The following is a 19,859-nucleotide window of genomic DNA, read 5'->3' on the forward strand; positions in this document are numbered from 1 at the left end:
GACTTATACATAAACCTCTGGAAACAGCATTTTAAGAATTTCTACTGTTAGTCTTCTACCTTTTCCTTGAGACACAAACGCATGCATATGCATGGCTGGATTGAAGTTGGCTTCAATAACTGTGTATCCAGGATCAGCTTCTGTACTAGGTTTTGTATAATCCGGGATAATCAAATCAATTCCGGTTACTTTTACTCCAATAGGTACAGCCATTTTTTCTGCCAGTAATTTATAACTTTCGTCCATTTCATCTGTAAAATCGATAGAATCTCCACCAGTCGAAATATTTGAATTTACTCTTAGATAAACTGTTTCACCTTTTTCAGGAATACTTTCAAAAGTATAGCCTTGTTCTTTTAACGTTAATTTTTCAATGTTACCTAATTGTATCTTCTCAAGAGGTGCTCTGTGCTTTGTTCCTCTTAAAGGATCTTCGTTTTTTTGCTCAATCAGTTCACGTACGGAGCGTTTACCATCACCCGTTACATTTGCAGGAACTCTTAATAAGACAGCTTTTACTTTACCATCAAGTACAAAAAATCGATATTCTGTTCCAGCTGCAAAGTCTTCCACGAGCACCGAAGCATCTTCACTAAATGCAATATCAATGGCTTCTTCAAAGTCTTCTATACTTGGAGAATGCTTAAATACCGTAATACCTAATCCATAATTAGTTGACTTAGGTTTAACAACTATGGAACGATCTTTAAATTTATAAAAATCATCAAGCGCATCTTTTTTAGTTTGGTACTCTTCTCCACCAGGTACTTTGAATCCTTTGCTTTTGAGAATTTTTTTCGTGACCGTTTTGTTTTCCATGATCCAATGTGAAATATAGGTATCTTTTGCCGTCATGTTTCCGTTTTTCACATACTCTTCGTGTCCTTTATGGGACAACTTCAAAAATTGGTCGACTTCATCCAAAACTTCTAATCGAATACCTTTTTGTAGTGTATCGAAAATCAATAATTGAGAAGACATTTCCATCGTTTCAAAACCGCTAAGAAGATAAGGTTTTTTATTTGCTTCTTTTTTATATCCTTGTCCAAGTACTTTTCCAACTTCAAGATACTGATCCACTGATCCTATTTGAGCGGTCAATTGGGCAGCAAGTGTTTTTTCTGGAGAGTTGAACTGTTCTATAGCCGTATCCACTACTTCATGATACACTGCATCTAAGCTGAGTTCTTCTGCCATTTGCTTCATAGTCTCTAAAAGCTCAAGACCTTCTTTATAGTATTTTGTTTGACTAAAAGGATTTTCTACAGACACTTCTTCATTCTTACGAGTTCCTTCTTGAATCTTAACTGGATCTTTGGAATCTTCCATCCAAATCATGTGCACAAAAAACAGATGAATGAACGTTGCTTGTTCTTTTGTTAATCCAAGAGCGCTATAAGGGTTGATATCAAACGGTCTGAACTCAACATACTCAATACCTGTCTCGATCATACGACCAATTTTTTTGGATTTACCTCGTAGTCTAGCCGCTCCGTAAAATTCTCGTTCTTCACTAAGAGTGCCTTTTGCGACCATATCTTCAACATCTTGCACATAGTGCTGTAATTCGTCGTATCGAACAACGATATCGTTGGTGTTGTGATAGCCATGCTGACTATTTCGGATAGAACGAATCGGATCCTTTAAAATGTATTCCTTTTTATCTATTTCAAAGAAGGACTCATGTGCGAAAGGTGCCGCACCAAATAGATAGGTCACTATCCATTGATGACTTAAGAAATTACGCGCTAACTTAAGGTGAATTTCATCCTTGACTTCTTTAGCCGATTTGTACGCTTCTTGATTTTCGAAAACAGCTTGGATAAAATCATCTGAAAATGCAAAATTATAGTGAATACCACTAATCAATTGCTTTTTCTTTCCATATTTTTTTGCAAGTTTTTCTCTGTAAGCTACTTCACTTTGATCACTAACTCTTACAATTGGAATCTGCTTTGTGTCGGGTAAAACTGCTGGCATACTAAATGGCCAAACGTATTCACTGTCACGAACGGAACGCTGGGTAACATCATTTAATGCTTTCATCCACTTGAATGCTTCATCGAGAGATGTCATTGGTGGTGTTACAACTTCCAGCTGCGCTTCGCTGAAATCAGTTTGAATATAGGGATGATACGAACGATCCCCAAAAACTGCAGGATGGTCTTCTAGCGAAAGTCGCTGCTCTTCATCCACACGAATACCTTCTTTTTCAATACCAAAAGATCCTTGCATTACACTTTTATTTAATCGATTATTGTTAATTATTCCTTTAATATCCATCATATCATGCCCTCATCTATTCCCTTTTTGGAACTAATTCACTATACATAGTATCACAAAGTAGTACGTCTAGACAGTATAAGATTGCCATAAATATGATATATTCACACAAACGGGTGTTCACTAAAGTTAGAGATTCTATTTTTCTCGTGTTATACTATCTATAATGAAATTGAAAGGAGCTGCTAGTTTGAGTCAGCCGTTAGCTTATCGTATGCGACCAACTTCTATAGATATGATTGTTGGACAAAAACATCTAGTAGGGAAAGAAAAAATTATCTGGCGTATGGTTGAAGCTAAACGCTTATCTTCTATGATTTTGTATGGACCGCCAGGAATTGGAAAAACCAGTATTGCAAGTGCCATTGCAGGATCAACTCAGTATGCTTTTAGAATGCTCAATGCAGCGACCGATTCAAAGAAAGACTTACAAATCGTTGTTGAAGAAGCAAAAATGAGTGGAACGGTTATTTTGTTATTAGATGAGGTTCATCGTTTAGACAAACCAAAACAGGATTTCCTCTTACCTCACCTTGAAAATGGTCGCATTATCTTGATTGGTGCTACAACAGAAAATCCATATATTTCTATTCACCCGGCTATTAGAAGTCGATCACAAATATTTGAATTACAGCCACTATCCGAAGAACAAATCAAATCGGCACTGAACAGAGCCTTATTTGATAAGGAAAGTGGTCTAGGCAAGCTATCGCTCGTTGTAGATGAGCAGGCTCTAACGCATTTTGCTAGAGCAACGAACGGAGACCTTAGAAGTGCCCTGAATGCTCTTGAACTGGCTGCTGAGTCAACTCCTGTAGATCATGAGGGTATTATTCGTATTACATTAGAGATAGCCGAGGAATGCTTGCAAAGAAAAGTGCTTACCCATGACAAAGACGGTGATGCACATTACGATGTTATTTCAGCTTTTCAAAAATCTATTCGAGGTAGTGATGTTCAAGCCGCCTTGCATTATATGGCACGACTGGTTGAGGCAGGAGAGCTTCAAATTATCTGTAGAAGATTAATGGTTATTGCCTACGAAGATATCGGTCTCTCCAATCCTGCTGGTGCTGCTCGAGCTGTAACAGCCGTTCAATCTGCAGAAAAATTAGGGTTCCCCGAAGCAAGAATTCCGTTAGCAAATGCAGTCATTGAATTAGCACTTTCTCCAAAGTCAAATTCCGCTATTTCTGCAATCGATCAAGCACTTGCAGACGTTAGGCAAGGAAAAAGTGGACACGTGCCTAACCACTTAAAAGATAGTCATTATAAAGGAGCAAGTGAGCTTGATCGGGGAGTCACCTATAAATATCCGCATGCTTATCCTGATTCATGGGTAGAACAGCAATATTTACCTGATTCGCTAGATGGCGCCCTTTACTATATACCCAATTCAAAAAGTAAATTTGAGGAAGCCTTATCAAAACAATATAACAAGTACAATTCTTAAACTCAATCAAACGAACAAACGGTTACAATGAATTATTTTGCTTATATTGTTTTAATCATGTAATTCAATTGATTGACAAAGTTAAGATTCGATGCTATTATAAGAGTAAGATTTCTGAGGTGTACGCGTTGTCGGCTACTGTGTTGACCGAACATATTCTTTAAAACCTGGGATTCTGAAGGAAGAATTCATGACATGCCTTATCACTTGGTAGTCAGATATTTTTCCGGTGAAGCCCACCTGCTATATTGCGGGTTCAACCAAACACGACAATCTACCGGCACCATCGGATTTCTTATACTTAGCGATTGAACCACTTTAGGGAACTAAAGTGGTTTTTTTATACCTTGGTTTTCAAAAAAAGGTTAAACTATTATCGTAATCTATATTTTTTCTTGTATAATATAAGTATACAAATACAGAAAACTTGAATACAAAGGAGAGGAATCCCTATGTTACAAGAATACAATAAAATACTCGTTGCTGTTGATGGTTCTCAAGCAGCCGAAAAAGCTTTCAAGAAAGCCGTTGCTGTTGCCGAACGAAATCGTGCTTCTCTAGTTTTAGCTCATGTTATCGACACACGTGCTTATCAGTCTTTTTCTACTTTTGACGGATCCATTGCTGATAATGCAAGGGAAGAAGCGCAGAACACTTTAGAACAATACAAAGCTGAAGCTGAAAAAGACGGCGTCTCTAATGTTAAAATTGTACTTGAATATGGCTCTCCCAAAATAATGGTTGCCAAACAAATTCCAGAGTCCAATGATGTCGATTTGATTATGCTAGGTGCTACAGGACTCAATGCTGTTGAGCGAATATTTGTAGGTTCTGTTTCTGAATACGTCATTCGACATGCAGATTGTGATGTATTGGTCGTTAGAACAGATATAAAAAATAACTTAATTAAATGACAATATACAAAAAAGCACATCGCCCTTCCTCATAAAGGCAATGTGCTTTTTATTTAGTTATTATCTAAGTTTTTCAACGTCACGAGCAATCATAACTTCTTCATCAGTTGGAACAAGTAAGACTTTAACTTTAGAATCCTCAGTAGAGATAAAGCGCTCGTCTCCACGAACATCATTTTTCTCAGTATCAATTTCAGCTCCTAAGAATGTTAAACCGTTGATTACGTTCTCACGTGTTTCAACACCATTCTCACCAATACCGGCAGTAAATACGATTGCATCTACACCGTTCATAGTTGCTGCGTATGAACCTACATATTTTCTAACTCTATCTTCAAAAATGCGAAGCGCTAAGGCAGCATCTTCATTTGTATGTTCTGCATCTTCAAGATCACGCATATCACTTGAGATTCCAGAAAGACCTTTTAAGCCAGATTCATTGTTCAAAATGTAGATCATGTCGTTAATGTTATCAATACCTTCTTTTTCCATTAAGAATGGAAGTAGTGAAGCATCGATATCCCCAGAACGAGTACCCATTGTTACCCCCGCTAAAGGTGTGAATCCCATTGACGTATCAACAGATTTACCTCCATCAACAGCAGTAATTGAAGCCCCATTACCTAGATGACATGTAATGATTTTAAGCTCTTCAATTGGTTTACCCATCATTTCAGCAGCACGTTCCGCTACATATTTATGACTTGTTCCGTGGGCACCATATTTACGTGCATTATGCTTTTTGTAATATTCCATTGGAATACTATACATATAATTTACCTTCGGCATTGTTTGGTGGAAAGAAGTATCAAATACCGCTACACTTGTAATTTCCGGTAAAATTTTACGGAAAGCTCTAATTCCTGTTGCGTTAGCAGGATTGTGTAATGGTGCGAATTCAGATAAGTCTTCGATTTGATCAATGACTTCATCTGTAACAAGTGCTGAATCTTGGAAAATTTCTCCACCAGCTACAACACGGTGTCCAACACCCGTAATTTCATCGAAGTCTTCAATAATATTCAATTCAGTTAATTGTTTTAGTAACATTTCAACGGCAACTTCATGATCATTAATATCTAATACTTTTTTATATTTTTGACCTTCACCGTATTTAATTGTAAAAATCGAATCGTTCAATCCGATACGTTCTACTATACCAGAAGCTAGTACAGTTTCTTCAGGCATTTCAAAAAGTTTCCATTTCAAACTGGAACTTCCAGCGTTAATAGCGATTGTCTTAGACATGCATGTCTCTCCTTTTATAGTTAATTTAGTTCAGAAAATTATGTTTCCATTGCGTTATTTCAGCTATTAAGTCTTGCATAGCTGATAAGTTCTTAAAATCAGGAGCAGTTGCTAACAAGACTTCTTTAGCTTGTTGCGTACCCACACCTTTTTTTTGAACAATTAATATAGATTTTTTGGACTGTTCTGTTTTGAATAATTCTTTAGGTAATGTAAGCATTCCTTGAAAGTGTCCTACTTTCTGGATAAATGCAAGTAAATCTTTGGCTTCTTCTGATTCAAAAATATTTGAAGGTACCAGATAAAACCCAAAGCCCCCTTCTTTCAGATAGTTCATTCCTTGTTCAATCATTAAATGGTGGGTAAAGGAGTGTCCTGTCGGAAAAGAAGTTTCAAACTTTTCAGCTTGTTCATCTAACGGATAATATCCTACTGGTAAGTCGGATACAATTGTATCCGCTGGTTCAATGAGCAGATTACTTAAAGCATCTTGGAGCGTTAAGCTAATAGTTACATCCTGAAGAGCAGCACTAGTAGCAGCTAACGACAAGAGTAACTCATCATTATCTATTCCTGAAAGTTGAATGATTCTATTGTCTCTATTCAAAAAATGAAAGAGTGTATAGGTCAAGTTCCCCGTTCCTATAGATAGATCCAGTAAATGATACGGTGTTTCTGATTTCGGTGGCGCTAAGACTTCTACCAAGTAAGCCATCAATGATCCAATAGAGTCTGGTGTCATCTGGTGGTTTGCTTGAACAAAATCTTCACGCATTCCTCTCAATATTGAGAGTTGTATTGCCTGTCTCAATTCATTTGAAGCGATTTCTGAAAGATCTACTTGCTCATACAGAGCTTCAAGTTCATCTTGAGTGTACTTGGACGGTTTACCATCCAGAATACGAACGGTTTTGTTATCCAGCAAATTTTCTCCTGTTTCAATCAACGCTTCCATGTAGGAGACCTGAAGATCTTCTTTAAGCATCATAGCAGATTGATCCAGAACTTGGTAAACAGATTCGATATGTTCTGTCGACACTTTAGCCCGCCTTTCTACAAGACTAAGACAATTCATTCCGTACACGTCAAGCTAGAATCTAGAATTGGAATCGAGAAAAATAGCTTTTGTTGCTAAACGTGTGCGTTACGAAATAATCGGTCAAGTAATCGAAAAATTAAACTCTGTAACATATTCATTTTAACTGATTCTATTGGTTTTCTCAAGGGATTAAAATAAGGATTCACACCAACAAAAAAGGGTTCTATAATAAATAACGTTGGTGAGAATTCACTAACGTTATTTTTCTTTGCTTAAATTAGAAAACAAGTGAGTTCTCCTGTAGAATAATAGTCGACCAAAACCAACATCCTTAGGAGGAACTCACTTGCCTACTTCAAATGATATGCAAAAAGTACTAGATATTCAAGACAAAAATATAATCTTTAACGATAACTGTGTTTCTTATGGCGTACATAAACAGATGAAATGTAAATTTATAGATTGTACACTGACCTATATTCCTACGGAATGCAAGAAATGTCAGACGCCAAACAAGAACTTCACTATCTATAAAAATGGGACTCAGACCTCTAGAATTACGTTTCCGATGTCTGGTATTTATCCGACCTATCTCAGAGTGAAAAAGCAGCGGTTCAAGTGTAAATCTTGTGAATCAACGTTTACTGCAGAAACTCCAATCGTAAAAGAACATTGTTTTATCTCTAACTTCATCAAAGCAGAAATACTGACAAAGTCAGCTGACGCCCGTTCAATCAAGAGCTTGTCTGAAGAGATGACTGTCTCTGCCACAACCATTCAAAGAATCATCAATAAACAAGTGAAGTATTATCAACCTTACTATCATTCATTGCCAGAGAACTTGTCAGTGGATGAATTCAAGTACGGTGAGGGACAAATGGCTTTTGAGTATATCGATGTCGTAACGGGCACAATATTAGATATTCTACCCAGTAAAGATACGCGTACAATCAAAGAGCACTTTTCTTCTCGATACAGTCAGAAACAAAGAAACCAAGTCAAAACAATCACGACAGACATGAATGCGAGTTACGTCAGTTTCCTTCCAGAGCTATTTCCAAACGCTGATATCATTATTGATCGATTTCATATCGTTCAGCTCGTGAACCGGTCAATGAACAAGACGCGCGTAAAAGTCATGAATCGACTTCGAACCTCTAATGGAGAAGATCAAAAGAAATATAGACGATTAAAACGGTTCTGGAAGAAACTTCTAAAGAAAGAGACAGAATTATCTTATACTACTTATCAATACTTTCCACTGTTTGGACAACGTTTAGAAGCAGCGATTGTTTCAGAGATGTTGGCCTATGATCCAGAACTAAAAACAACGTATGGAGTTTATCAAGCTGTCCTTAAGTCCGTTGAAGAAAATGACTCAAATCAATTAAGAGCTATTTTAGACCAACCAGCTTCCCCTGAATTATCTGGATATATGAAAACCAGTTTAAAAACGTTGAGAGCTCATTTCCCTTATATTCAAAACACCTTCTACTATCCTTATAACAATGGAAAGATAGAGGGAATCAATAACAAAATCAAAGTCTTAAACCGGGTAGCCTATGGCTACAGGAACTTTATTCACTATAAAAATCGTATTATATTGCACTTCAATTTAAAACCAATCAGAAACAAACTCAAAATGATCGAAAAAGAAAGAGAACACATAGCAGCATAAGCTAACTATCTGTTCTCTTCCAAGTACGATTATTTTCTAGCTTTATTCTTCACCAACGCTAATTGACATAGAACCCAAAAAAGGAATTATGAGGATCCATTAACTTAGGTCCTCATAATTCCTTATAGTTTCCGTTCAGGCAAACTTCTTAACGAATTAGTCCGTTAAATTAGTTAGCTACTGGATATACAGATACTTGTTTTTTGTTTTTACCTTTACGTTCGAAACGAACAACGCCATCAATTTTTGCAAATAGAGTGTCGTCTCCGCCTTTTCCAACGTTTTCTCCAGGATAGATTTTAGTTCCGCGTTGACGGAATAAAATTGAACCACCTGAAACGACTTGACCATCTCCACGTTTAGCGCCTAAACGTTTTGATTGAGAGTCACGACCGTTAGTTGTAGAACCGCCACCTTTTTTGTGTGCGAACAACTGTAAATTCATTTTCAACATTAGAATGCACCTCCATCTTTATTTAGTCTGTTTAATATTGATATATTTTGGGGACTCTTCCTGTACACTTTTAAGCGATAGCAATAAACTTTCCAATAAAATCTGAGCTACATTAGACTGTTCTTCAGATCGATTGTCTGGAAGAGTCATGGAAAGATAGCCTCCATTTTCTTCATCGATATCAATAGAAGGTGTCAATTTAGCCAGCTCTATTATACTATTTATCGCTCCAATACTAAGCGCCGAAACTGCGGCACATACAAGATCTTGTCCATATGGACCAGATTCAGCATGACCAGAAATCTCGATAGAAATGATTTGGTTATTCTTCAAACGATCAAAATGCGCTTGAATCATTTAAAATCCTTCTTTCACTTACTTTGTTTTAATCGAGTTGATTGTTACTTTAGTGTATGGTTGACGATGTCCACGTTTAGTATGAGAGTCTTTTCTACGACGATACTTGAACGTAGTAACTTTTTTAGCACGTCCCTGTTTCTCGATGATAGCTTCTACTGAAGCTCCCTCAACTGTTGGAGTTCCAACGATTGCGTTGTCTCCTCCAACAAACAATACTTCACCAAAAGTAACAGAATCTCCAGCTTCACCCTCTAATTTTTCAACGAAGACTGCTTTTCCTTCTTCTACTTTGATTTGTTTGCCACCTGTTTTGATGATTGCATACATGTTTGTTGCACCTCCTTATTTAGTAGAGCACACTGCATAACGCCATGCTCTCTATTGCACTAAGACTCGCCGTTATAAGTGACCTTAATCAGATCTTGAAAACTCATATACGAGCGGTTGTAGCTGTGGTGCGGCACAAATACAACGTTATTATCATACCAAAACGAACCATTCAAGTCAATTAGTTTTTGTTAAATATCTTTTGCCAGAAAGATTTCTTTTCTTCTTTAAGCGTCATTAAAGGTACCGTTTCTCCAAGAATTCTTCGTGCTATATTTCTATATCCTTGAGAAGAGATATTATCTGGATCTAATGCAACTGGATTTCCTTTGTTTGAAGAACGGACGACTTCATCATCTTCAAAAACAATTCCTAGAAGCTTAACAGAAAGATGTCTCGTAATCTCATCTATATCCATGACATCACCTTGTTGCATCATGCGCTTTCTAATTCTGTTAATGACTAGTTTTGGTGAACCAATCTTAGTCTGTTCTACTAAGCCTATGATTCTATCTGCATCTCTGATGGCCGAGATTTCTGGAGTAGTGATAAGGATAGCATCATCTGCTGCTGCAATTGAGTTTTTAAATCCTTGTTCGATTCCAGCTGGGCAGTCGATGAGTACATAATCATAATCTTTCTTCAACTCGCTAATTAGTTCAATCATCTGATCTTCATTGATGACGTTTTTATCCGCATGCTGAGCTGCTGGTAGTAGAAATAGCTGATCATTGAATCTTTTGTCTTTGATAATGGCCTGGTGGAGCTTAGCTCGTCCTTCAATTACATCTACGATATCATATATAATTCTATTTTCTAAACCTAGTATAACATCGAGATTTCTTAATCCAATGTCCATGTCGACTAGGCAGATTTTTTTCCCTTGTAGCGCTAATGCAGTACCAATATTAGCCGTTGAAGTTGTTTTTCCAACTCCGCCTTTACCTGATGTTATAACGATGGCTTTACCCATTGATTAATCCTCCTGTAACATTTCCTAATTCTGGTCTAATCTTTTTCAATTCATTGAGTGGCGACACTCTCAAAATATGTAAATCATCTAGATAAACCACTTCAAATTTCGCTGCAGTATCCTGCATTTCTTTTTCAGCAGTATCGACTACATGGACATGGTCAGCAATACGAACTTGTGCATTGTAAGAAAAATTAGCAATAACAACAGCTTGTTCTTTACCCTTCGTACCCGCATGAGCAATACCTCTGAGGTCTCCAATAATATAGATACTACCGGACGCTTTAACAGTCCCACCTGGATGTACTCCACCAACTAATAGTAAATCACCTTCTACATCGATGATTTGACCACTGCGGACAGTACTGACTTCAAGCTTCGTGCTCACTTCATCATGCCACTCTAAAGCTCTTTGTATTTTAACGACTTCTGAATCAATCGCTTTGATTTTCAAATAGGACTTTTCTTCAATCAACGTTCTGATTTCTTCTTTTTCTTTCTCGTTCCACAATCGATTTCCAGTCTTGATCGTCAATTCAATTGGTTTCGCGGCTGTCGCTTCTTTTTTTAATGGATTAATTAATTTCGTCGTTTCTTCAACGATTGTAAGAAACGCAGCTGACTGATCAACGAGTAATTGAAATCCATCTTTAGTTCCTTTAAGCGTTACAATCTTCTGCAAGTTTTTCACCTCTGTAATAAAGATTGGCATTCCTTATTTCACTTATCGTTCCTATTAAATGTCACTTATCTTTTGAATCTTATTTCTTCTTTTTGTACGACCTTCTGGCCTATTTTATCCACAGGATACCCTATGACTAACATCATAATTCCATTGAAAAGTAAACTGATTCCCAGACGTTCTACAATGAAAAGTTGCATAGATAGCTGCGTAATGTTGATGGCGCGGTATACTCCAAATACAAAAAACTCTAAAAGTGTAATCACGATGACACTTAACAGTACATAAATCAATAAATTGGGCTTGAAATAACTTCTAAGTTGAAGAATCACATAGGCGATCAATGTAAATGTAGCCATATAGATACCTAAATACCCAGTATAGTAGCTATCATATAAAAATCCCATAATCAAAGAGAGCCATATAATATGTTTAAAGCTCAGATAGAAAGAAAGGATCAGTAACACGAGTACTGTGAGTCTTGGAACAATTGTCCCTACGTCCGTTGTGAATACCGCTTTTAATTGAGCCGTTAGCCCTCCATCTAGTAGCAGGGCTACTAAAAGGAGTATGAGGGAATAAAGAATCTTTTTCCATTGACTCATTCTTATTCCCCGCTTTCAGCAGTACGATTGATAATCGTCACATATCGAATATGTTCAAAATCTGCAGCTGGTTTGATATAAACTCTTTGTGCTAGTCCATGGTCATCCATTGTAACTTCATCTACCGTTCCAATAACCAGTGAACGAGGTATAGATCCTCCCAAACCGGAAGTAATCACTTGTTCTCCTTCTGCAATTTCAGCAGTAGATGTTATTTGAGTCATGATTAATCGATTGGATTCAACATCGTAACCGCTGATAAGCCCATTAATCACTTCTTCTGATAAAATTTCCGCAGAAACTTGATTTGAAGATCCTTCAAGATTTGTCAAAAGAACGACTTTCGAACTTGTCGGGTTGGTTTCAATAACTCTCCCAACTAAACCATTATTAGACATAACAGACATACCATTTTCTAGACCATCTTGACTTCCCCGATCAATGGTCACTTGATCAACCCAAGAGTCGGGATTTCTAGAAATGACGGATCCAGTAATTGTCTGGAAATCTGTTAAAGAATTCTGTAAATCCAGTTCCTCTTGCATGATTTGATTTTCGTCTCTTAATACTGCAAGTTCAGCTTGTGTTTCATAAATACGGTCAATTTCTTTTTTTAATCGCTGATTTTCTTCAAAAGTATCTTGTAACCGATCAATCGAACCGAAAAGATCATTCACCGCATTAACTGGCTTAGCAAAAATTCGTCCTGTAACGGCAGTGATATCGTTTGTAAACTGCTGTACAAAATTAGATGAACCGACTTGCGTCAAAGATAAAGACAGTAAAGACACAAATAATATAACACTCACTAATAATACGATCATTTTTTTGTTTGTAAAAAATTGGTTCACTTCTCACACCTCAAATACTATAGCTTTGGTCATTTTACCATAATTCCAAGCATATTCGTAGTTTTTATAAAGTCATCTATAAAAAAATCAGATCATCTCTGAACAGTTTTTCACTTTACTTGAATTCAATAAATAAGCGGGAAGTAGCCCTTCCCGCCTATTTCAGTTATCCAATTTAATTATCTGCTTTGTTTACGGTAAAGATCTAAATGATTTAAAGCTTCTCCAGTACCAATTGCTACACAGTTCAATGGATCATTCGCAACAAACACTGGCACTTCAGTTTGCTCTGCAATCACTTCACTTAGGTGTTTCAGCATGGCGCCTCCACCTGTTAAGACGATTCCTCTATCAATAACATCTGCTGAGATTTCTGGAGAGGTATCTTCAAGCGTTCCTTTAACAGCAATGACAATGCTGTCTACAACTTCTTGAATAGCTTCAGCAATATCTACAGCTGAGATTTCAATAGTTTTTGGTAAACCTGTCAATAAATCTCTACCACGGATATCTGTAGAACCCAGTTCTTTTGCTGCTTCAATTGAAGCACAACCAAGTTCCATTTTCACAGATTCAGCCGTTCTTTCTCCAATTAATAAATTATATTTATTACGGATATAGTGGATGATTGAAATATCCATCTGATCTCCAGCCATTTTAATTGTACGGCTACTGACGATACCGCCCAGTGAAATCGTCGCAACGTCTGTTGTACCGCCTCCGATATCTACTACCATGCTTCCGGTAGGATCATTGACTGGTAAACCTGCTCCGATTGCAGCAGCAAATGGTTCTTCGATTAAGAATGCTTCACTTGCGCCTGCCATTTTAGTTGCATCAATAATGGCTCTTTTTTCTACTTCAGTTCCTCCACCAGGTACACATACAATGACACTTGGCTTAGAATTTTTTTTGCCTGTTCCTTTAGAAATAAAGTATTCCATCATCGCAATCGTTGTATCGTAATCTGCGATAACGCCATCTTTCATTGGACGGATAGCTACAATACTTCCAGGAGTACGGCCGATCATTTTCTGAGCGTCTAGACCTACTGAAACGACTTCTCCTGTTGTATTATCTTTGGCAACAACGGAAGGTTCTCCTATAGCGATACCTTTTCCTTCTACGTAAACATTTGTATTCGCTGTGCCTAAATCAATCCCGATTCCTTTTTTGTTAAACCAACGCACGTGTTCGTTCCCCTCTCAAAATAAAACATTACGATCTTTGTTAGATATTCATTCGTTTAATTGCAAAGATTCATTGCTTCATTGTACCCTTTTACAAAGAATTTTTCACTACTAGATTGTGACTTTAATTCTTTTTTTATATTTGACACCAATTTGATAGAAGAAACTCAAATTGTTGCTTAATTCTAACATAGGACATGAAGATTGCCTATAGATTCTATGTAACGCTTAAAGATAAAATTTTTTCTGGGTAATTAAAAAACCGAGAGGGCGTTAGACGCTCTCTCGGTTGAAAATTTTTAAGTTTAATTAAGCTTTTTCTACGTTAGCAGCTTGAGGTCCGCGTGCGCCTTCTTCGATGTCGAAAGTTACAGCTTGTCCTTCTTCTAATGATTTGAATCCTTCTTCGTTGATAGCTGAGAAGTGTACGAATACATCATCTGCACCTTCACGTTCGATGAAGCCAAAACCTTTTTCTGCGTTAAACCATTTTACTGTACCATTTTCCATATTACTTTTCCTCCTCGTGCCGTAAGCACATTATATTTCACATTATTGCTATGGTAACGAATCGGAATGTTATTACACATATCTTTTTTCTTTCCCTAACAAAATGCTAAGTAAACTATACCATGCTTTTTTTAATAACGCAAGCAATTACATCAATTAAATAAAATTTACCTAAAATTAATTTTGAAATTTATAAACTTTTTACTAACGCTTTCTCGAAAAAAGAGATTTTTATTTTACCAATTTTATGTACGGTTATAGAATTAGATCAGTCCACACTCCTTTAAACTGATATAAGAATTTTCCCCAACGATAATATGATCTAGTAAATCAATCCCTATCATTTCGCCAGCTTTAGTCATTCTTTCAGTAAAAGAAATATCCGCTTCTGAAGGATCTGGATTTCCGGAAGGATGATTGTGCGCTATGATAATTCTCGCTGCAGCATATTTCACTGCACCTCTAAAAATTTCTCTCGGATGCGCAACAGAACTATTCAAGCTACCTTTAAATACCGTTTCTTTTTTTATAATTTCGTTTTTTGTATTCAGATAGATTGCCATAACATGCTCTTGATGCAATCCTCCTAATTCTTCTTGAAGCAGATTACCTATATATGAACTTGAAGTCACCGTGCCTTCTTTGATCTGAGAAGCTCTTGCGACCCGTCCACCCAATTCAATTGCCGCGATCAACTCTATCGCCTTTGCTTTTCCAATCCCCTGGATTCTCATCAATTCTTCCACACTAACATGACGAAGAGAAAACAAATCATCAAATTCAGATAAAACATTCATACTGAGCTGTAGTACGTTCAAATTTCTAGTCCCAGTTCTTAGGAGTATCGCAAGCAACTCATGGTTTGCGAGAGCCTTCGCACCATATTCATTCAGTCGCTCTCTTGGTCTAGATTGTTCTGGTACATCTATAAATTTTTGCGTCAAGACGGTCATCAAAGTCCTCCTCTATATAAAAAGAGAGAGGTAAATGATCACCTCTCTCTTCTATATACTTACGAAAAATTGGATTATTGATTTATTTATCCTTATTTTTTACATAATCGATCACTTTGGTTAAATCTTCAATAATATGCGTAGCTTTATCTATGGCTTCTTCATTTGGAGTGAGTAAATCCGGCACCATTAATACTGGGATATTTGCAGCATGCGCTGCTCTTACACCATTCAATGAATCCTCCAAGACGACAGCTTCTTCTTTTTCAGCTGTTGTCAGACTGATCGCTTTCAAAAAGATCGCAGGGTCCGGCTTAGAATTCTCAACTTCGTTTCCACCTACAACTCCGATGAAATAATCCGCAATTCCAGCATTTTTGATCAAAGTCTCTACCATACTACGTTCAGTGGACGAAGCAACTACCATCTCAATCTGCTGATCTTTCAGAAATTCCAGTAATTCGAGCAATCCTTTTTTCATTGGAATCGTCGCCTCTAAAAGTGTCTCATGAATATCAATTTGACTTTTTTGAATAAATTCTTCAACTAAAGATTTGTTTTTATATTCTTCGTGTAACGCCGCAAAAAAGTCTTTATCACTAGCACCAACATATCTTTCATAAAATTCATATGTGAACGGTAAACCGATTTGATCTGCAATGGATTGATTGGACTGATAATAAATTTTTTCTGTATCAAAAATCAATCCATCCATATCAAAAATGACAGCTTTCACTTTGCTCATTACTCTGCTCCTTTTAAAGCTTTAAGTTTTTCAAGTTGGTCTGCAACAGAAGCTTGTCTTTCTCTGTATGCACTCTCTTTTGCTCTTTCTTCTTCAACAATTTTCTCAGGTGCATTGGCAACAAACTTCTGGTTTGATAATTTGCCTTCCACTCGTTTGATTTCTTGTGCCCATTTGTCCAGTTCTTTGCTTAAACGCTCAATTTCTTCATCAACATCTACTAATCCAGCAAGCGGTAAGAAAATATCTGCTCCTGAAATCACTGCCGTCTTCACCTCATCAGGCACTGATATCGTTGTATCGATTGTTAAAGCTTCTGGATTACAGAACCTTTCAATGAAACTTTTATTATCTGTTAAAAATTGTTTTTCTTTATCTGATTTCGCACGAACTAAGATATCGATTTTTTTAGATAATGGACGGTTCACTTCAGCTCGAATCGTTCTTATAGATCGAATGAGTTCAATCAGCATGTCCATATTGCTAACAGCTTCTTCGTCTTCAAAGTCAGCATTCACTTTAGGGTACTCTGCAACAACTAGAGACTCTCCAGAGTGTGGCATATTCTCCCAAATCTCTTCTGTAACGAATGGCATAACTGGATGCAATAACTTAAGTGTTTGGTCTAGTACATGCACCAAAATACTTCGTGTTGAGTTTTTCTCTTCTTCTGAACCATTGAAAAGAATTTCTTTACTCATTTCAATATACCAGTCACAGTAATCATCCCAGATGAATTTATAAAGCGCTCTTCCGGCTTCTCCAAATTCAAACTTCTCAAAGAGATCGGTTACCTGTGCAATAGTTTCATTCAATCTAGCTAAAATCCATTTATCAGCGATTGATTGTTTACCTTTTAAGTTCATGTCTTTTAAATCAAAGTCTTCTAAATTCATGATAACATATCGACTGGCATTCCAGATTTTATTGATGAAATTCCAAGCGGCATCCATTTTTTCATAACTAAAGCGGACATCTTGGCCGGGTGCTGAACCATTCGACAGGAACCAGCGTAAAGCATCTGCACCGTACTTGTCGATTACTTCCATAGGATCAATCCCGTTACCTAAAGACTTACTCATTTTTCTTCCTTGCTCGTCACGAATTAACCCGTGAATCAAGACATTTTTAAATGGACGTTCTTCCGTAAATTCCAAGCTTTGAAAAATCATACGGCTTACCCAAAAGAATATGATGTCATATCCTGTTACTAGCGTACTCGTTGGGAAGTATCTTTTGAAATCTTCAGAGTCTTCATTCGGCCAGCCCATTGTTGAAAACGGCCATAGTGCTGAACTAAACCAAGTATCTAAAACATCGTTATCCTGGGTCCAGTTTTGACTATCTTCAGGTTCAATTTCTCCAACGTACATTTCACCAGTTTCGTTATGATACCAAGCTGGAATACGGTGCCCCCACCATAATTGTCTTGAAATAACCCAATCATGTACATTTTCCATCCAGTTATTGAATGTTTTCTCAAATCGTTCAGGAACGAAATGAACTTTATTTTCAGTTTCCTGATTGTCTATTGCCTGTTTTGAAAGTGAATCCATTTTTACGAACCACTGAGTAGAAAGTCTTGGTTCAACTACGACTCCTGTTCTTTCAGAGTGTCCTACACTATGAACCATTTCTTCTACTTTAATCAAATATCCTTGCGCTTTTAAATCTTTAATGATCGCTTTACGGGCTTCAAATCGATCCATTCCCGCATATTGCCCAGCCAAATCATTCATAGAACCATCGTTATTCATAACATTGATTCTCTCTAAATTATGACGATTACCCACTTCAAAGTCATTTGGATCATGAGCTGGTGTAATTTTAACCACACCTGTTCCAAAATCCATTTCAACATAATCATCCGCAATGATTGGAAGTTCTCTACCTACTAATGGTAATTTAAGTGTTTTACCAATTAAATCTTTATAGCGATCGTCTTCTGGATGTACGGCAACTGCCGTATCACCAAGCATCGTTTCTGGTCTTGTCGTTGCAATTTCAACTTCTCCAGAACCATCTGTTAAAGGATACTTCATATGGTAGAAAGCACCATTAACATCTTTGTGGTCAACTTCGATATCAGACAAAGCTGTTTGAGCTTTAGGATCCCAGTTGATGATGTATTCGCCACGGTAGATTAACCCTTTGTTATAAAGATCGACAAAGACCTTTTTAACAGCATCATTTAATCCCTCATCAAGCGTGAACCGCTCACGACTATAATCAACAGAGATCCCAACTTTAGCCCATTGCGCTCTGATGTTTGATGCATATTCCTCTTTCCAGTCCCATACTTTTTCCAAGAATTTCTCTCTCCCCAGATCATAACGAGAGATATTATCTTGGGCTAGTTTTTCTTCTACTTTAGCTTGGGTAGCAATTCCCGCATGGTCCATTCCTGGAAGCCATAAAGTGTCGTATCCTTGCATTCTTTTCTGACGAATAATAATATCTTGTAGTGTTGTATCCCAAGCATGACCTAAATGCAACTTCCCAGTTACGTTCGGAGGTGGAATTACGATTGAATAAGGCTCTGCTTTTTCATCTCCACTTGGCTTAAATAAATCTTTTTCGATCCACTGTTCGTATCTACCAGCTTCTACTTCAGTAGGCTGATACTTTTTTGACATGCTGATTTCTTCTGTCATATACTCATCTCCTATTGTTAATATCAAATTAAACACAAAATAAAAAGAGCATTCGTCCTATAATAATAGGACGAATGCTCTTATTCGCGGTACCACCTAAATTGATCAAAGAACACGATTGCGCCTTCAAACCTCTTCATATACGGATGTAATGATCCGTTACTTCAAACAAAGTTACTCAAAGTTCACTCTGTTAGCTCACAAGCTACTTCTCTATCGCTTCTGTTAGGGATTTTCAGCAAACACCCATTCTCTTAAACAGAATACACGACAGATACTTCTCTTGATCATTGCTCTATATTCAATTAGTTGGTCTTTTATGATTTATTGATATTCTATCAAACTACTCTTTGAAAATAAAGCTTTATTTAAGATATCTCTGCTTCTTCATGTTTGGCAGCCGCAACCGCTGCTTCGTAATTTGGATCTTCAGACATTTCTTTAACGACTTCATTATAGACGACTTGACCTTGTCTGTTTAGCACAAGAACTGCACGAGCAGTTTTATCCATCTCCTCTACATAAAGTCCATAATCTTTAGAGAAACTTCTTTCACTATCATGTAACAGATCCATATCGATTGATTTTGCAGCACACCAGTCTTTTTGCTCTTCTACTGTGTTTGAAGATATAGAGATAATTTTAGTATCATCCAAAGTGCTTGCCATTTCATTAAATTTACCGGTCTGTCTTGAACATGTACTTGTGTTAATGTCCGGAAACGTACTTATCAAAACAACGTATCCTTTATAATCTTCAAGTGATACTGATTGGTCATTCAAATCTTTTAAAGTGAACGCTGGAGCTTGCGACCCCTTAGCGGGTATCTCTCCATTAGTAGTAAGTGGTTTACCTTTCATTTTAACATCCATGCTGATAACCTCTTTCTATCTTTTAATAGTTTCATTTTAACGGTAAGCAAGCTGTTTGTACAACAAAA

At 37.0% G+C, this 19,859-nt stretch carries 19 protein-coding genes, 1 other RNA gene and 2 other annotated features; of the genes, 4 read left to right on the forward strand and 16 right to left on the reverse strand.

Annotation, left to right across the window (positions count from 1 at the left end; translation table 11 throughout):
- Nucleotides 1-3: 3 nt before the first annotated feature.
- Nucleotides 4-2,286 (reverse strand): bifunctional glutamate--cysteine ligase GshA/glutathione synthetase GshB, encoded by a 2,283-nt coding sequence (gshAB, locus tag ACFP65_RS10440; protein WP_379918379.1) that lies wholly within the window; start codon nucleotides 2,284-2,286, stop codon nucleotides 4-6.
- Between the two features lie 187 nt (nucleotides 2,287-2,473).
- On the opposite strand from gshAB, the gene ACFP65_RS10445 reads away from it, so the two are divergent.
- From ACFP65_RS10445 to ACFP65_RS10455, 3 genes are all read left to right on the forward strand, one after another.
- The gene (locus tag ACFP65_RS10445; protein ID WP_379918381.1) at nucleotides 2,474-3,736 is read left to right on the forward strand and encodes a replication-associated recombination protein A; all 1,263 of its coding nucleotides are present in this window, start codon (nucleotides 2,474-2,476) and stop codon (nucleotides 3,734-3,736) included.
- Between the two features lie 108 nt (nucleotides 3,737-3,844).
- Nucleotides 3,845-4,033, forward strand: a non-coding RNA gene (gene ssrS, locus ACFP65_RS10450) — 6S RNA.
- A gap of 155 nt (nucleotides 4,034-4,188) precedes the next feature.
- The gene (locus tag ACFP65_RS10455; protein WP_379918383.1) at nucleotides 4,189-4,650 is read left to right on the forward strand and encodes a universal stress protein; all 462 of its coding nucleotides are present in this window, start codon (nucleotides 4,189-4,191) and stop codon (nucleotides 4,648-4,650) included.
- A 60-nt stretch (nucleotides 4,651-4,710) separates the two neighbouring features.
- Here the strand turns inward: ACFP65_RS10455 and ACFP65_RS10460 are convergent, their stop codons facing one another.
- Together ACFP65_RS10460 and ACFP65_RS10465 are read right to left on the reverse strand one after the other, a co-directional pair.
- On the reverse strand, nucleotides 4,711-5,898 hold the full coding sequence (locus ACFP65_RS10460; RefSeq protein ID WP_379918385.1) for an acetate/propionate family kinase: 1,188 nt from the start codon (nucleotides 5,896-5,898) through the stop codon (nucleotides 4,711-4,713).
- A 25-nt stretch (nucleotides 5,899-5,923) separates the two neighbouring features.
- Entirely contained in the window at nucleotides 5,924-6,937 is a 1,014-nt protein-coding gene (locus ACFP65_RS10465; RefSeq protein WP_379918387.1) for a class I SAM-dependent methyltransferase, read from the reverse strand.
- A gap of 346 nt (nucleotides 6,938-7,283) precedes the next feature.
- Here ACFP65_RS10465 and ACFP65_RS10470 point away from each other — a divergent pair, with 346 nt between their 5' ends.
- Complete coding sequence (locus ACFP65_RS10470) at nucleotides 7,284-8,615, forward strand: ISL3 family transposase (RefSeq protein WP_379918389.1); 1,332 nt, start codon at nucleotides 7,284-7,286, stop codon at nucleotides 8,613-8,615.
- A 169-nt stretch (nucleotides 8,616-8,784) separates the two neighbouring features.
- On the opposite strand, the gene rpmA is transcribed toward ACFP65_RS10470, so the two are convergent.
- The 13 genes from rpmA to tpx all read right to left on the reverse strand — a co-directional run bounded on the left by rpmA (nucleotide 8,785) and on the right by tpx (nucleotide 19,791).
- Entirely contained in the window at nucleotides 8,785-9,060 is a 276-nt protein-coding gene (gene rpmA, locus ACFP65_RS10475) for a 50S ribosomal protein L27 (protein ID WP_305067565.1), read from the reverse strand.
- Nucleotides 9,061-9,087: 27 nt separating this feature from the next.
- Nucleotides 9,088-9,426, reverse strand: coding sequence for a ribosomal-processing cysteine protease Prp (locus ACFP65_RS10480; RefSeq protein ID WP_379918391.1), 339 nt, complete (start codon nucleotides 9,424-9,426; stop codon nucleotides 9,088-9,090).
- A gap of 18 nt (nucleotides 9,427-9,444) precedes the next feature.
- Entirely contained in the window at nucleotides 9,445-9,756 is a 312-nt protein-coding gene (gene rplU / locus ACFP65_RS10485; protein ID WP_379918393.1) for a 50S ribosomal protein L21, read from the reverse strand.
- A 52-nt stretch (nucleotides 9,757-9,808) separates the two neighbouring features.
- Nucleotides 9,809-9,885: a sequence feature (ribosomal protein L21 leader region), on the reverse strand.
- 52 nt (nucleotides 9,886-9,937) lie between these two features.
- Entirely contained in the window at nucleotides 9,938-10,729 is a 792-nt protein-coding gene (gene minD, locus ACFP65_RS10490) for a septum site-determining protein MinD (protein WP_379918395.1), read from the reverse strand.
- The gene (locus tag ACFP65_RS10495; RefSeq protein ID WP_379918396.1) at nucleotides 10,722-11,411 is read right to left on the reverse strand and encodes a septum site-determining protein MinC; all 690 of its coding nucleotides are present in this window, start codon (nucleotides 11,409-11,411) and stop codon (nucleotides 10,722-10,724) included. The genes minD and ACFP65_RS10495 overlap by 8 nt, the downstream gene beginning before the upstream one ends.
- A gap of 65 nt (nucleotides 11,412-11,476) precedes the next feature.
- Nucleotides 11,477-12,016 carry a rod shape-determining protein MreD gene (mreD, locus tag ACFP65_RS10500; RefSeq protein WP_379918398.1) on the reverse strand — a complete coding sequence of 180 codons (540 nt, stop codon included), beginning with the start codon at nucleotides 12,014-12,016 and terminating at the stop codon, nucleotides 11,477-11,479.
- Nucleotides 12,017-12,018: 2 nt separating this feature from the next.
- Nucleotides 12,019-12,867, reverse strand: a complete 849-nt coding sequence (gene mreC / locus ACFP65_RS10505; RefSeq protein ID WP_379918400.1) for a rod shape-determining protein MreC — start codon at nucleotides 12,865-12,867, stop codon at nucleotides 12,019-12,021.
- A gap of 179 nt (nucleotides 12,868-13,046) precedes the next feature.
- Entirely contained in the window at nucleotides 13,047-14,057 is a 1,011-nt protein-coding gene (locus tag ACFP65_RS10510) for a rod shape-determining protein (RefSeq protein WP_379918402.1), read from the reverse strand.
- Between the two features lie 309 nt (nucleotides 14,058-14,366).
- Entirely contained in the window at nucleotides 14,367-14,567 is a 201-nt protein-coding gene (locus ACFP65_RS10515) for a cold-shock protein (RefSeq protein ID WP_034302391.1), read from the reverse strand.
- Nucleotides 14,568-14,830: 263 nt separating this feature from the next.
- Nucleotides 14,831-15,520 (reverse strand): RadC family protein, encoded by a 690-nt coding sequence (radC, locus tag ACFP65_RS10520; protein ID WP_379918405.1) that lies wholly within the window; start codon nucleotides 15,518-15,520, stop codon nucleotides 14,831-14,833.
- Between the two features lie 82 nt (nucleotides 15,521-15,602).
- The gene (locus ACFP65_RS10525; protein ID WP_379918406.1) at nucleotides 15,603-16,265 is read right to left on the reverse strand and encodes an HAD family hydrolase; all 663 of its coding nucleotides are present in this window, start codon (nucleotides 16,263-16,265) and stop codon (nucleotides 15,603-15,605) included.
- On the reverse strand, nucleotides 16,265-18,919 hold the full coding sequence (locus ACFP65_RS10530; RefSeq protein WP_379918408.1) for a valine--tRNA ligase: 2,655 nt from the start codon (nucleotides 18,917-18,919) through the stop codon (nucleotides 16,265-16,267). The genes ACFP65_RS10525 and ACFP65_RS10530 overlap by 1 nt, the downstream gene beginning before the upstream one ends.
- Before the next feature lie 63 nt (nucleotides 18,920-18,982).
- Nucleotides 18,983-19,219 (reverse strand) — a binding site (T-box leader).
- Between the two features lie 68 nt (nucleotides 19,220-19,287).
- Nucleotides 19,288-19,791 (reverse strand): thiol peroxidase, encoded by a 504-nt coding sequence (tpx, locus tag ACFP65_RS10535; protein WP_379918410.1) that lies wholly within the window; start codon nucleotides 19,789-19,791, stop codon nucleotides 19,288-19,290.
- Nucleotides 19,792-19,859: the final 68 nt, after the last annotated feature.

Source organism: Marinilactibacillus sp. GCM10026970 (genome assembly GCF_042660675.1).
GTDB lineage: Bacteria > Bacillota > Bacilli > Lactobacillales > Carnobacteriaceae_A > Marinilactibacillus.